This window comes from Pseudomonas paraeruginosa PA7, assembly GCF_000017205.1.
Taxonomy (GTDB): Bacteria; Pseudomonadota; Gammaproteobacteria; order Pseudomonadales; family Pseudomonadaceae; genus Pseudomonas; species Pseudomonas paraeruginosa.
The window spans coordinates 1,909,291-1,922,736 of record NC_009656.1 but is presented as its reverse complement, the minus strand read 5'-3'; the positions used below and the strand labels follow the sequence as shown (position 1 = coordinate 1,922,736).

Below are 13,446 nucleotides of genomic sequence, written 5' to 3'. Positions count from 1 at the left end.
CTGGCGGTTATCCGCAGCATCCTCGCAGTGACGGCGGGGACAGCGCGCCGTTCGCCCACCCTGGGCAATCGAGCGGGTTTACCGCTCGATCCGCAGGAAGCGCTCCAGTTCCGCCCGCTTGCCCATCGCATCGTGGTAGCCGAGTTCGATCAGTTCGCTGCAATAGCCGCGCTCGAACAACAGGTAGCTCAATACCCCCGCCCCACTGGCACGGGTCGCGCCGGGACCGCGCAGGAAAAGCCGCAGTACCCGCGACAGCTCCCGGTAGTGCCGCGCGGCGATCTCGTCCAGAGGACGGCTTGGCGAGACCAGCAATACCTCCACCGGCTCCAGCCCGCCCACCTGGTGGCGCACCTCGGGCCCGACCAGATGGCCGATCTGGTTCATGCGCTGCAACTGCTCGATATCGCCTTCCAGGCTATCGATGAAGGTGCTGTTCAGCAGGTGCGTGCCGATCTGCGCCAGGCTCGGCGGTCGATCGGAGGGTGGCAGGCCGGTCATGGCACTGTCGCCGCCAGTGGCCGGGTTGCCGCTGACGCCGATCACCAGCACCCGCGAGGCCCCCAGGTGCAACGCCGGACTGATCGGCGCCTGGGAACGCACCGCGCCGTCACCGAAGTATTCGCGGTTGATCCGCACCGGCGGGAACAACAGCGGGATCGCCGCGCTGGCCAGCAGATGCCGAAGTTCGAGACGGGTGGGAATGCCCAGGCGCCGATGGCGTATCCAGGGATCGATGGTCGCTCGCCCCTGGTAGAAGGTCACCGCCTGTCCCGAGTCATAGCCGAACGCGGTCACCGCCACCGCGCGCAACTGGCGCTGGCGTACCGCCGCGTGGATTCCGGAGAAATCCAGTTCGCGCGCCAGCAGTTCGTGCAACGGACGGTTGTCCAGCAGCGCCACCGGCACCCGCCGACCCAGGCCGAGCAGGCTGTGGCCGAGGAAGCGCGCGGCCTGGCGGGTCACGCCCGGCCAGTCGCTGCGATAGACATGATCGGTGCGGAAGCCTTGCCAGACCGCGGTCAGGCGCTGGATCGCCTGGCGGAATTGCAGGGCGCCGCAAGCCAGGCCAACGGCGTTGATGGCGCCGGCGGAGGTACCGACGATGACCGGGAAGGGATTGCCGGCGCTGTCCGGCAGCAGGTCGGCGATGGCGGCCAGGACGCCGACCTGGTAGGCCGCGCGGGCGCCGCCGCCGGAAAGGATCAGGCCGGTGAGCGGCGGACGTGGGGCAAGGGGATCGGACACAGCGGGGCTTCCGTCATGAACTGCGGCGAGTATAGCCAGACCCCGCGCACGTCCGGAATGCCCGTCCTCAGCGCTTGCGCCGTTTCGGATAGAGCCTGGCTTCGCCTTGCGGGCGGGTCTTGAAACGCCGGTGCGCCCACAGGTACTGCTCGGGCTGCTGGCGCACGCAACGCTCGACCCACTGGTTGATCCGCAGGCAATCGGCTTCCTCGCTCTCGCCGGGGAAGTCCTCCAGCGGCGGGTGGATGGTCAGCCGGTAGCCACTGCCGTCGGCCAGGCGGCTCTGGGTGAACGGCAACACCCGCGCCCGGCCCAGGCGGGCGAACTTGGTGGTGGCGGTGACGGTGGCCGCCGGGATGCCGAACAGCGGCACGAACAGGCTCTGCTTGGCGCCGTAGTCCTGGTCCGGCGCATACCAGATGGCCCGGCCAGCGCGCAGCACCTTGAGCATGGCGCGCACGTCCTCGCGCTCGATGGCGGTGGCGTCGAGGTTGTGCCGCTCGCGGCCACGACGCTGGACGTAGTCGAACACCGGGTTGCCATGCTCGCGGTACATGCCGTCGATGGTGTGCACCTGGCCGAGCAGCGCCGCGCCGATCTCCAGTGTGGTGAAATGCAGGGCCATGAGGATCACCCCCTCGCCCTTCGCCTGGGCCTCGCGCAGGTGTTCCAGGCCTTCTATATGGGCCAGGCGCGCCAGGCGCGCCTTCGGCCACCACCAGCTCATGGCCATCTCGAAGAAGGCGATGCCGCTGGAGGCGAAGTTCTCCTTCAGCAAGCGCTCGCGCTCGGCCGGCGACTTTTCCGGAAAGCACAGTTCGAGATTGCGCGCGGCGATTTCCCGGCGCGAGCCGACCAAGCGGTACATCAGCGCCCCCAGGCCGCGGCCGAGCGCCAGCAGGACGGGATACGGCAACTGCACCACCAGCCAGAGCAGCCCCAGGCCGAGCCAGAGCGGCCAGTAGCGGGGATGGAGGAAGGCGGTGGAGAAACGGGGGCGATCCATGGACGGTTCCGGCGACGATCAAAGCCCGCCATTCTACCCTGCCCGCCGCCCCGGCGGGACGCCGCGTCGCCGATCGAGGCCGGCCCGGCTATCTGCCACGCTTGCGGGCATCCGGTGTTCTCGTTATAAGTCCCTGCAATTCAACGACCGACAAGCCCCATGAGCCAAGCCGACCTCCTCGATCAAGACCCCGTATTCCAGCTCAAGGGCAGCATGCTCGCGGTGACCATCCTCGAACTGGCGCACAACGACCTGGCGAGGCTCGAGCGGCAACTCGCCGACAAGGTGGCGCAGGCGCCGAACTTCTTCCGCGATACCCCCCTGGTCATGGCCCTCGACAAGTTGCCCGAGGGCGAAGGCCGCCTGGACCTGCCGGCGCTCCTCGAAGTCTGCCGCCGCCATGGCCTGCGCACCCTGGCGATCCGCGCCGGACGCGAGGAAGACATCGCCGCCGCCCAGGCCCTCGACCTGCCGGTGCTGCCGCCGTCCGGCGCCCGCGAACGGCCGCTGGACATCAAGGACAGCGCCCCGCGCAAGCCCGCCGAAGAGGTCCGGCCGAGCGCCGGGGAACCCAGGCCCGAGCCGGCCAAGCCGGAAGAGAAGCCCGCCGAACCCGCCAGCCGTCCGACCAAGGTGGTGAAGACCCCGGTACGCGGCGGCATGCAGATCTATGCCGCCGGCGGTGACCTGATCGTGCTGGCCGCGGTGAGTCCCGGCGCGGAACTTCTCGCCGACGGCAACATCCATGTGTACGGCCCGATGCGCGGACGCGCGCTGGCCGGTGTCAAAGGCGATGCCACGGCACGGATCTTCTGCCAGCAACTGGCCGCCGAACTGGTCTCCATCGCCGGTAACTACAAGGTCGCGGAGGACCTGCGACGCAGCCCGCAGTGGGGCAAGGCGGTGCACGTCAGCCTGTCGGGTGACGTGTTGAACATCACCCGCCTTTAACGGATACTGCCGCCACTTTCAGGGACCAGAATTCTTACGTTTTTCATTGGGGTGAATCACCTTGGCCAAAATTCTCGTAGTCACTTCCGGTAAGGGTGGCGTCGGTAAAACCACCACCAGCGCAGCGATCGGCACCGGCCTGGCCTTGCGCGGTTTCAAGACCGTCATCGTCGACTTCGACGTCGGCCTGCGCAACCTCGACCTGATCATGGGCTGCGAACGCCGCGTGGTGTACGACTTCGTCAACGTCGTCAACGGCGAGGCCACCCTCACCCAGGCCCTGATCAAGGACAAGCGCCTCGAAAACCTGCATGTCCTGGCCGCCAGCCAGACCCGTGACAAGGACGCCCTGACCAAGGAAGGCGTCGAGAAAGTCATGGCCGAACTGCGCAAGGACTTCGAATACATCATCTGCGACTCCCCGGCGGGCATCGAGAAAGGCGCCCACCTGGCCATGTACTTCGCCGACGAGGCGATCGTCGTGACCAACCCGGAGGTTTCCTCGGTGCGCGACTCCGACCGCATGCTCGGCCTGCTGGCGAGCAAGTCGCAGCGCGCCGAGAAGGGCGAGGAGGCGATCAAGGAACACCTGCTGCTGACCCGCTACAACCCCGAGCGCGTCACCAAGGGCGAGATGCTCGGCGTCGACGACGTCGAGGAGATCCTCGCCATCCGCCTGCTCGGGGTGATCCCGGAATCCCAGGCCGTGCTCAAGGCGTCCAACCAGGGCGTGCCGGTGATCCTCGACGAGCAGAGCGACGCCGGCCAGGCGTACAGCGACGCCGTCGACCGCCTGCTCGGCAAGGAAATACCGCATCGATTCCTCGATGTGCAGAAGAAAGGATTCCTGCAAAGACTGTTCGGAGGACGTGAATGAGCCTTTTAGACTTCTTTCGCAGCCGGAAATCGCAGAACAGCGCTTCCATCGCGAAAGAACGACTGCAGATCATCGTTGCCCACGAACGTGGCCAGCGCGCGCAGCCGGATTATCTGCCCCAGCTGCAGAAAGACCTGCTGGAAGTGATCCGCAAGTACGTGCCGATCGACCAGGAGCAGATCCAGGTCGAACTGGAGAACCAGGGCAACTGCTCGATCCTGGAACTCAACATCACCCTGCCGGATCGTTGATTCGCGCGGGGTCCATACTGCGGCGGCCACTGGCCGCCGCAGTCGTTTCACCGGGCCTGCCCGCCAGGTCCCCTGCCGCCTCCCGGCGATGAGCCCGTTCGCTATGCCGCTGTCCCAGATCCGCATCGTTCACCAGGATGACGCCCTGCTGGTGGTCGACAAACCCACCCTGCTGCTGTCGGTACCCGGCCGCGCCGACGACAACAAGGATTGCCTGGTTACCCGCCTGCAGGAAAACGGCTACCCCGAGGCCCGCATCGTGCATCGCCTGGACTGGGAAACCTCCGGCCTGATGGTGCTCGCCCGTGACGCCGACAGCCACCGCGAGCTGTCCCGCCAGTTCCACGACCGCGAGACCGAGAAAGCCTATACCGCCCTTTGCTGGGGCCTGCCGGAACTGGACAGCGGGCGCATCGAACTGCCGCTGCGCTACGACCCGCCGACCAAGCCGCGCCACGTGGTGGACTTCGAGCACGGCCGCCACGCCCTGACCTTCTGGCGCGTGCTGGAGCGCCACGAGCGCTGGAGCCGGGTCGAGCTGACGCCGATCACCGGCCGCTCTCACCAGTTGCGCGTGCACATGCTCTCCATCGGCCATCCGCTGCTCGGCGACCGCCTCTACGCCAACCCCGAGGCCCTGGCCGCCCACGACCGCCTGTGCCTGCACGCCAGCCTGCTGTGCCTGACCCATCCGCGGAGCGGCGAACGCCTGCGCTTCGAGTCAGCGGCACCGTTCTGAGCCCTCCACGCGACGCCACCCGGCTTTGGCCGGGCAGCGCCCGCCGATTTCCGGGACCCGCTTTGCCATACAACGACCAACTTCCGCTTTTCCTGGCCGGCCCCGCCGCCAACGACCTGAACCCCGTCGGACAATACGATAGACTGCATGGATTGCCGTCCGGAGCCCCTATGCGCGCAGAACTCAACCAGGGCCTGATCGATTTCCTCAAGGCCTCGCCCACGCCTTTCCACGCCACCGCCAGCCTCGCCCGCCGCCTGGAGGCCGCCGGCTACCGTCGCCTCGACGAGCGCGATGCCTGGCACACCGAGGCCGGCGGGCGCTACTACGTGACCCGCAACGACTCCTCGCTGATCGCCATCCGCCTCGGTCGCCGCTCGCCGCTGGAAAGCGGCTTCCGCCTGGTCGGCGCGCACACCGACAGCCCCTGCCTGCGGGTCAAGCCGAACCCGGAGATCGCCCGCAACGGCTTCCTCCAGCTCGGCGTCGAGGTCTACGGTGGCGCCCTCTTCGCCCCCTGGTTCGACCGCGACCTGTCGCTGGCCGGCCGGGTGACCTTCCGCGCCAACGGCAAGCTGGAAAGCCGCCTGGTCGACTTCCGCAAGGCGATCGCAGTGATCCCCAACCTGGCCATTCACCTCAACCGCGCCGCCAACGAAGGCTGGCCGATCAACGCGCAGAACGAACTGCCGCCGATCATCGCCCAGCTGGCGCCGGGCGAGGCCGCCGACTTCCGCCTGCTGCTCGACGAACAGCTGCTGCGCGAGCACGGCATCACCGCCGACGTGGTGCTGGACTACGAGCTGTCGTTCTACGACACCCAGTCCGCCGCGGTGATCGGTCTCAACGACGAATTCATCGCCGGGGCGCGCCTGGACAACCTGCTGTCCTGCCATGCCGGCCTGGAAGCCCTGCTCAACGCCGAGGGCGACGAGAACTGCATCCTGGTCTGCACCGATCACGAAGAGGTCGGTTCCTGTTCGCATTGCGGCGCCGATGGTCCGTTCCTCGAGCAGGTGCTGCGCCGCCTGCTGCCGGAAGGCGACGCCTTCAGCCGGGCAATCCAGCGCTCGTTGCTGGTCTCGGCCGACAACGCCCACGGCGTACACCCGAACTATGCCGACAGGCACGACGCCAACCACGGCCCGGCGTTGAATGGCGGTCCGGTGATCAAGATCAACAGCAACCAGCGCTACGCCACCAACAGCGAAACCGCCGGCTTCTTCCGCCACCTCTGCCAGGACAGCGAAGTGCCGGTGCAGAGCTTCGTGACCCGCAGCGACATGGGCTGCGGCTCGACCATCGGCCCGATCACCGCCAGCCAGGTCGGCGTGCGCACCGTCGACATCGGCCTGCCGACCTTCGCCATGCACTCGATCCGCGAGCTCGCCGGCAGCCACGACCTGGCTCACCTGGTCAAGGTGCTCGGCGCCTTCTACGCCAGCAGCGAGCTGCCCTGACCGCCAGCCACTCAGGCGTGCGCAGCGCGCCATTCGCTGCGCAACAGCGTGTAGATCGCATGGTCATGGGCACGCCCGGCGATGATCTCGTTGGCCCGGATCACTCCGTCGCGCCGGAAGCCCTGGCGCTCGGCGGCGCGTTGGCTGCGCCGGTTCTCGGTGGAACAGCGGATCACCAGGCGCTGCCGGTCGTAGCCAAGGAAACCGAGTTCGATCGTCTTCCCCAGCGCGCTGGCGAGCAGCCCGCGTCCTTGTGCGGACGCCGCCAGCCAGTAGCCTATGCTGGCGCTGCGGCTGTCCTCGGTGAAGTCGTGCAGGTCGATGACGCCGACCAGGCATCCGGATTCGACGATCCCGCAGCGGCAGCTCCTGCGCTCCGCCCACAACCGCTGGCCTTCGCCAATGAAACGGCGGGTATCGTCCGCGCTCTGCGTCAGCGGCACCCACGGCATCCAGGGCGCCAGGTGCTCGCTGTTGGCACGCACCAGGCGGAACAGTTCCTCCGCGCGCGGCTGGTCGAGCAGCTCCAGGTGCAGGTCGGACGAAATCGGCAGTATGAACATGCGAGGGCTCCTTTTCCCGGCGCCCCATCCTCGCAGAAGACGCCGCAGGTCGTCGACGCGTGGCGTTACTGCGGTACCTCGACGCTGATATGGATGGCATCGTGGCGCCAGAACTCCAGGTCGCAGTCGATCAGCCGACCACGCTGGTCACGGTTGATCCGGCTGATGCGCAGGGCCGGGCTGCCCACGGCCACCTTCAGCGGCGCCGCGGCCTCGGCATGCAGCGCTGTGGGCACCATGTCGAAACGCACCCGCCCATAGTGGATACCGTACTCGCTGGCATAGAGCTCGGTCAGCGAGCGGGTCAGGTCGTGGCCGAGGATTCCGGGGAAGTACTGCGCGTTCAGGTAGTGCTCGACATACAGCACCAGCCGCCCGTCCACCCGCCGCGCCCGGCGGATCTGGTAGACGCTGGACAGCGCCGGCAGCCCGAGCAGCTCGCAGACCGCCGCGCTCGCCGGCATCTGCCGGGCCGAGAGCACCTCGGTGGCCGGCACCCGCCCCTGTTCGCTGACCATCGCGTGGAAGTGGCTGCGCACCAGCGGGTTGTAGGCCAGCCGCTCGGGGGAGACGAACCAGCCGCGGCGTTCCTCGCGATAGATCAGACCCTGCGACTCCAGCTGGATCAGCGCCTCGCGCAGGGTGATCCGGGTCGTCGCGAACAGCTCGCTGAGCTTGCGCTCGGCCGGCAGCTTGCCACCCGCCGGCAGCAGACCATGGCCGATCTGCTCGCTGAGCGCCCGGCAGATCGCCGTTACGGTGGGTAGCGCTTCGTCACGCATGCACTGCTTCCTTTTGGTCTAGTCCAGCCCCATCGCGGGGCGCCGACGCCGGCCAGCGCCATGCGTCCGGCTCGTCCGATGCTAGGAAACACAGATGACCGGGACGTGACAGACACATGTCAACACCTCCTTCCGGCACCCTTCCGCCCCCATGGAACCGGGGCTTTAAGCATGGTCTACGCTTCTGCGGATGCAAGCCGCGGCGATACCGGGCGCGGCTAGCTGACATGAAACCGTCATCCAGCGGTTCTAGATTGGCCTGGGTCTTGCTGATCTAGACCACACCCACGGCAGGCCTGCCCGCACGGAGCGACGAGAACTCCGAGACTGCCGGCCCGAATCTCTCGAACGAAGGAGCACCGAATGAAACGCATGCTTGCTTCACTGCTGGGAACCGCCATCGCCCTCGGCAGCGGCCTGGCGCTGGCCACCGAGGCCGACCTACAGGCCCTGGAACAGGCCGCCCGCAAGGAAGGCCAGGTCAACAGCGTCGGCATGCCCGACAGCTGGGCGAACTGGAAGGACACCTGGAAGGATCTTGAGAGCAAGTATGGGCTCAAGCATATGGACACCGACATGAGCTCGGCCCAGGAACTGGCCAAGTTCAAGGCCGAGAAGGACAACGCCAGCGCCGACATCGGCGACGTCGGCGCCGCCTTCGGTCCCATCGCCGTGCAGCAGGGCGTCAGCCAGCCATACAAGCCGAGCACCTGGGAACAGATCCCGGCCTGGGCCAAGGACCAGGACGGCCACTGGGCGCTCGCCTACACCGGGACCATCGCCTTCATCGTCAACAAGCAACTGGTGAAGGACGTGCCGCACAGCTGGGCGGACCTGCTGCAGGGCAAGTACAAGGTAACCATCGGCGACGTCGGCGCTGCCGCCCAGGCGGTCAATGGGGTGCTCGCCGCGGCCATCGCCAACGGCGGCGACGAGAAGAACATCGGGCCGGGCCTGGAGTTCTTCGGCAAGATCGCCAGGCAGGGGCGCCTGTCGTTGACCAACCCGGTGATCGCCACCCTGGAAAAGGGCGAAGTCGAGGTCGGCATCGTCTGGGACTTCAACGGCCTCAGCTACCGCCAGCAGATCGACCCGGAGCGCTTCGAGGTGCTGATCCCCTCGGACGGCTCGGTGATCTCCGGCTACACCACCATCATCAACAAGTACGCCAAGCATCCGAACGCCGCCAAGCTCGCCCGCGAGTACATCTTCAGCGACGCCGGGCAGATCAACCTGGCCAAGGGCAACGCGCGCCCGATCCGCGCCGAGAGCCTGACCCTGCCGGACGACGTGAAGGCCCGGCTGCTGCCCAACGAGCAGTACGCCAAGGCCCAGCCGATCAAGGACGCCAAGGCCTGGGAGGAAACCTCCAAGCGCCTGCCGCGGCAGTGGCAGGAAGCGGTGATCATCAACATGCAGTGACGCGGAGCGCGGCCGCCCTCGCCGGCGGCCGTCCCGCATAGATGGATACCCGAATGCGCCACGACGTCATCCTCGTCCTGCTGGACGGCCTCAACCACAGCGTCGCCCGCGACTGCATGGGGCATCTCCAGGCCCTCTGCGGCGCCGGCCGCGGCCAGTCGTACCGCCTGGAATGCGAGCTGCCTTCGCTGTCCCGGCCGCTCTACGAATGCATCCTCACCGGGGTGCCGCCGATCGATAGCGGCATCCTGCACAACGACGTGGTGCGCCTGAGCCAGGAGCAGAGCCTGTTCCACTACGCCCGCGCGGCCGGCCTGAGTACCGCGGCGGCGGCCTACCACTGGGTCAGCGAGCTGTACAACCGCGCGCCGTTCGACCCGGCCCGCGACCGCCACACCGACGACGGCGCCCTGCCGATCCAGCGCGGACATTTCTACTGGAGCGACCATTATCCGGACTCGCACCTGTTCGCCGACGCGGAAAGCCTGCGTCGCCGGCACGCACCGAACTTCATGCTGGTCCACTCGATGAACATCGACGACGCCGGGCACAGGCATGGCCTCGACAGCGCGGTCTATCGCAACACCGCGCGGCGCGCCGACGCGCTGCTGTCGGAATACCTGCACCAGTGGCTGGCGGCCGGCTACCAGGTGGCGATCACCGCCGACCACGGAATGAACGAGGACCGCAGCCACGGCGGCATCCTCGAGGAGGAACGCGAGGTGCCGCTGTTCGTCTTCGGCGACGCCTTCAGTCGCGACGACCTGGCGCAACCGCTGCAGACCGACCTCTGCGGCACGCTCTGCGAAATCCTCGGCGCCGCACACGACAAGCCCGTCTGCCGGGAGCTGCTCGCCTCATGAAACGACTATCCGGCAGATGGCTGGCGCTGCTGCTCCTGCTGCCCTTCGCGGCGTTCTTCGTGATTTTCCAGTTAGCGCCGCTGGCCTGGGTCGCGCTGAACAGCCTGAAGGCCAGCGACGCCTGGAGCCTGGCCAACTACCTGGAGCTGTTCGGCTCGCCCTTCTACCGCCAGGCGATCCGCCACAGCCTGGAGATCGCCGGCTGGTCGAGCCTGCTCGGCCTGCTCGTCGCGGTGCTCGGCAGCCATTCGCTGCGCCACGTCGACAGCCGCCTGCGCGACTTCGTCATGGCCTTCTCCAACATGACCAGCAACTTCGCCGGGGTGCCGCTGGCGTTCGCCTTCATCATCCTGCTCGGCTTCAACGGCGCGCTGACCCTGTTGCTCAAGCAGGCCGGCTGGATCGACGACTTCAATCTCTACTCGAAGACCGGCCTGATCATCCTCTATACCTATTTCCAGATTCCCCTCGGAGTGATGCTGCTCTACCCGGCCTTCGATGCCCTGCGCGAGGACTGGCGCGAGTCCGCCGCGCTGCTCGGCGCAAACGGCTGGCAGTACTGGCGGCACATCGGCATCCCGGTGCTGACCCCGGCGCTGCTGGGTACCTTCGTCATCCTCCTGGCCAACGCCCTCGGCGCCTACGCCACGGTGTACTCGCTGACCACCGGCAACTTCAACGTGATCCCGATCCGCATCGGCGCGCTGGTCGCCGGCGACGTGTTCCCCGACCCGAACATGGCCAGCGCCCTGGCCATGGTGCTGGTCGGCCTGATGACCCTGATCACCCTGGTCCACCAATGGCTGCTGCGCAGGAGCTACCATGTCGCGCGCTGAACGAGGTCCCGTCGCGCTCTACCATCGCCTGGTGGTCTGCGCGCTGTTCCTGATCCTGGTCCTGCCGCTGGCGGCGACCCTGCTCTACTCGCTGGCCACCCAATGGTCGGCGACCCTGCTGCCCGACGGCCTGACCCTGAAGTGGTACCTGACGCTGTGGAGCGACCAGCGCTTCCTGCTGGCCTTCGGCCGCTCGCTGCTGGTCTGCTTCGGCGCCCTGGCGTTCAGCGTGCTGCTGATCCTGCCGCTGATGTTCGTCATCCACTACCGTTTCCCGCGCCTGGACGGGGTGATGAACGTGCTCATCCTGCTGCCCTTCGCGGTGCCGCCGATCGTGTCCTCGGTAGGCCTGCTGCAGCTCTACGCCAGCGGACCGCTGGAAATGATCGGCACGCCCTGGGTGCTGGTCGGCTGCTACTTCACCATCGCCCTGCCGTTCATGTACCGGGCGATCACCAACAACCTGCAGGCGATCAACCTGCGCGACCTGATGGATGCCGCCCACCTGCTCGGCGCCAGCACCTGGAAAGCCGCGCTGCTGGTGGTGCTGCCGAACCTGCGCAAGGGCGTGATGGTGGCCCTGCTGCTGTCGTTCTCCTTCCTCATCGGCGAATTCGTCTTCGCCAACCTGCTGGTCGGCACCCGCTACGAGACCCTGCAGGTATTCCTCAACAACATGCGCAACAGCAGCGGCCACTACACCAGCGCGGTGGTGGTCTCCTACTTCGTGTTCGTCCTGGTCCTGACCTGGGCGGCCAACCGACTGAACAAGGACAAGGCCTGATCATGTCGTTCGTCAGTGTCGAGCAGCTCGACAAGAGCTACGGTGCCACCAGCATCTTCCGCGATATCGACTTCGCCGCCGCCCGCGGCGAGTTCGTCACCCTGCTCGGCCCCAGCGGCTGCGGCAAGTCCACCCTGTTGCGCTGCATCGCCGGGCTTACCGAGGTCGATGGCGGGCGCATCCTCATCGACGGCGAGGACGTGGTGCCGTTGCCGCCGCAGAAGCGCGGCATCGCCATGGTGTTCCAGAGCTACGCGCTGTTTCCCAACATGAGCGTGCAGCAGAACATCGCCTTCGGCCTGCGCATGCAGAAGGTGCCGGCGGCGGAACTGCAGAAGCGTGTTGCCGAAGCCATCGAACTGGTGGAGCTGGGCGACTACGCCGCGCGCTACCCGCACCAGCTTTCCGGCGGGCAGTGCCAGCGCGTGGCGCTGGCCCGTTCGCTGGTGACCCGGCCGCGCCTGCTGTTGCTCGACGAGCCGCTGTCGGCCCTCGACGCGCGCATCCGCAAGCACCTGCGCGAACAGATCCGGCGGATCCAGCAGGAGCTGGGGCTGACCACCGTATTCGTCACCCACGACCAGGAGGAGGCGCTGACCCTGTCCGACCGCATCGTCCTGATGAACGCCGGGCGCATCGTCCAGAGCGGCGACGCGGAGACCCTCTACACCGCGCCGGAAAACGCCTTCGCCGCCGGCTTCATCGGCAACTACAACCTGCTCGACGCCGAACAGGCCAGCCGCCTGCTCGGCCGGCCCTGCGCGCAGCAGGTGGCGATCCGCCCGGAATCCCTGCGCCTGGGCAACGAAGCGAGCGAAGGCGTGCCGGCGCTGGTACGCTCGCACAGTCTGCTCGGCAACGTGATCCGTTACCGCGTCGAGGCGGCCGGGGTGGAACTCACCGTCGACGTCCTCAACCGCAGCGCAGACCGCCTGTATCCGGCCGGCAGTCGACTGACGCTGGTCATCGATCGCAACAGTATTCGAGAGGTAGCTTGATGAGCCTGGTGATCTTCGACCTGGACGAGACCATGATCCACGGCGACTGCTCCAGCCTGTGGAGCCAGCGCATGGCGAGTCTCGGCTGGGTCGACGAATCCTTCGTCCGCCGCGACGCCGAACTGATGGAACAGTACGCCGAAGGCAAGCTGTCCATGGACCTGTACATGGAGTACACCCTGCAACCGCTGATCGGCCGCAGCGTGGAGGAAATCGAGCGGGAAGTGGAAGCCTACGTCGAGGAGGTCATCGAGCCGCTGATCTACAGCGACGCCTGCGCCTGCCTGGCACGTCACCGCAGCGCCAACGACCGGGTGCTGATCGTCTCCGCCTCCGGAGTGCACCTGGTCAAGCCGATCGCGGCGCGGATCGGCGTCGACGAAGTCCTCGCCATCGATCTGGAAGTGCTCGACGGACACTACACCGGCCGCACCCTCGGCACCCTCACCTATCGCGAAGGCAAGGTATTGCGCCTGCTCGACCTGCTGGAAGGAGACGATCGCCAGCTGGCCGACGCCTGGTTCTATTCGGACTCGCGCAACGACCTGCCGCTGCTGAAGCTGGTCGGCCATCCGAACACGGTCAACCCGGACCCGACCCTGCTCGCCTACGCCAAGGAAATGGGCTGGCCGGTGCACGCCTGGCGCTGACGGAATCCGCCTCGAA

Annotated in this window: 15 protein-coding genes; 11 read left to right on the top strand and 4 right to left on the bottom strand. The window is 67.2% G+C overall.

Annotated features, from left to right (window positions below; all coding sequences use genetic code 11):
- Positions 1-78 precede the first annotated feature (78 nt).
- Together PSPA7_RS09015 and PSPA7_RS09010 are read right to left on the bottom strand one after the other, a co-directional pair.
- Positions 79-1,248, bottom strand: coding sequence for a patatin-like phospholipase family protein (locus PSPA7_RS09015; RefSeq protein WP_012074972.1), 1,170 nt, complete (start codon positions 1,246-1,248; stop codon positions 79-81).
- 67 nt (positions 1,249-1,315) lie between these two features.
- A complete protein-coding gene (locus tag PSPA7_RS09010; RefSeq protein WP_012074971.1) occupies positions 1,316-2,254 on the bottom strand; it encodes a lipid A biosynthesis lauroyl acyltransferase in 939 nt (312 codons plus the stop codon).
- A 159-nt stretch (positions 2,255-2,413) separates the two neighbouring features.
- Between PSPA7_RS09010 and minC the strand changes: the two genes are divergently transcribed.
- From minC to PSPA7_RS08985, 5 genes are all read left to right on the top strand, one after another.
- Complete coding sequence (gene minC, locus PSPA7_RS09005) at positions 2,414-3,205, top strand: septum site-determining protein MinC (protein WP_012074970.1); 792 nt, start codon at positions 2,414-2,416, stop codon at positions 3,203-3,205.
- Between the two features lie 61 nt (positions 3,206-3,266).
- Positions 3,267-4,082: a septum site-determining protein MinD gene (gene minD, locus PSPA7_RS09000; protein ID WP_003150362.1), complete on the top strand. Its 816-nt coding sequence runs from the start codon at positions 3,267-3,269 to the stop codon at positions 4,080-4,082.
- Positions 4,079-4,333, top strand: coding sequence for a cell division topological specificity factor MinE (minE, locus tag PSPA7_RS08995; RefSeq protein WP_003091581.1), 255 nt, complete (start codon positions 4,079-4,081; stop codon positions 4,331-4,333). The genes minD and minE overlap by 4 nt, the downstream gene beginning before the upstream one ends.
- Positions 4,334-4,436: 103 nt before the next feature.
- Positions 4,437-5,072, top strand: coding sequence for an RluA family pseudouridine synthase (locus PSPA7_RS08990; RefSeq protein WP_012074969.1), 636 nt, complete (start codon positions 4,437-4,439; stop codon positions 5,070-5,072).
- A gap of 170 nt (positions 5,073-5,242) precedes the next feature.
- On the top strand, positions 5,243-6,532 hold the full coding sequence (locus PSPA7_RS08985; RefSeq protein ID WP_003150358.1) for a M18 family aminopeptidase: 1,290 nt from the start codon (positions 5,243-5,245) through the stop codon (positions 6,530-6,532).
- 11 nt (positions 6,533-6,543) lie between these two features.
- Here the strand turns inward: PSPA7_RS08985 and PSPA7_RS08980 are convergent, their stop codons facing one another.
- Together PSPA7_RS08980 and PSPA7_RS08975 are read right to left on the bottom strand one after the other, a co-directional pair.
- Positions 6,544-7,095: a GNAT family N-acetyltransferase gene (locus PSPA7_RS08980; RefSeq protein WP_003150356.1), complete on the bottom strand. Its 552-nt coding sequence runs from the start codon at positions 7,093-7,095 to the stop codon at positions 6,544-6,546.
- Between the two features lie 65 nt (positions 7,096-7,160).
- Positions 7,161-7,877: a UTRA domain-containing protein gene (locus tag PSPA7_RS08975; RefSeq protein ID WP_012074968.1), complete on the bottom strand. Its 717-nt coding sequence runs from the start codon at positions 7,875-7,877 to the stop codon at positions 7,161-7,163.
- A 363-nt stretch (positions 7,878-8,240) separates the two neighbouring features.
- Between PSPA7_RS08975 and PSPA7_RS08970 the strand changes: the two genes are divergently transcribed.
- Genes PSPA7_RS08970 through PSPA7_RS08945 form a run of 6 tightly spaced genes read left to right on the top strand, consistent with a single transcriptional unit; the run spans position 8,241 to position 13,430 of the window.
- Complete coding sequence (locus tag PSPA7_RS08970) at positions 8,241-9,299, top strand: ABC transporter substrate-binding protein (protein WP_012074967.1); 1,059 nt, start codon at positions 8,241-8,243, stop codon at positions 9,297-9,299.
- A gap of 53 nt (positions 9,300-9,352) precedes the next feature.
- Complete coding sequence (locus PSPA7_RS08965; protein WP_003150351.1) at positions 9,353-10,162, top strand: alkaline phosphatase family protein; 810 nt, start codon at positions 9,353-9,355, stop codon at positions 10,160-10,162.
- Positions 10,159-10,998 (top strand): ABC transporter permease, encoded by an 840-nt coding sequence (locus PSPA7_RS08960; protein WP_012074966.1) that lies wholly within the window; start codon positions 10,159-10,161, stop codon positions 10,996-10,998. Before PSPA7_RS08965 ends, PSPA7_RS08960 begins: the two co-directional genes overlap by 4 nt.
- Positions 10,985-11,782: an ABC transporter permease gene (locus PSPA7_RS08955; RefSeq protein ID WP_012074965.1), complete on the top strand. Its 798-nt coding sequence runs from the start codon at positions 10,985-10,987 to the stop codon at positions 11,780-11,782. Before PSPA7_RS08960 ends, PSPA7_RS08955 begins: the two co-directional genes overlap by 14 nt.
- Before the next feature lie 2 nt (positions 11,783-11,784).
- Entirely contained in the window at positions 11,785-12,780 is a 996-nt protein-coding gene (locus PSPA7_RS08950; RefSeq protein WP_012074964.1) for an ABC transporter ATP-binding protein, read from the top strand.
- Positions 12,780-13,430, top strand: coding sequence for an HAD family hydrolase (locus tag PSPA7_RS08945; protein WP_012074963.1), 651 nt, complete (start codon positions 12,780-12,782; stop codon positions 13,428-13,430). Before PSPA7_RS08950 ends, PSPA7_RS08945 begins: the two co-directional genes overlap by 1 nt.
- Positions 13,431-13,446: the final 16 nt, after the last annotated feature.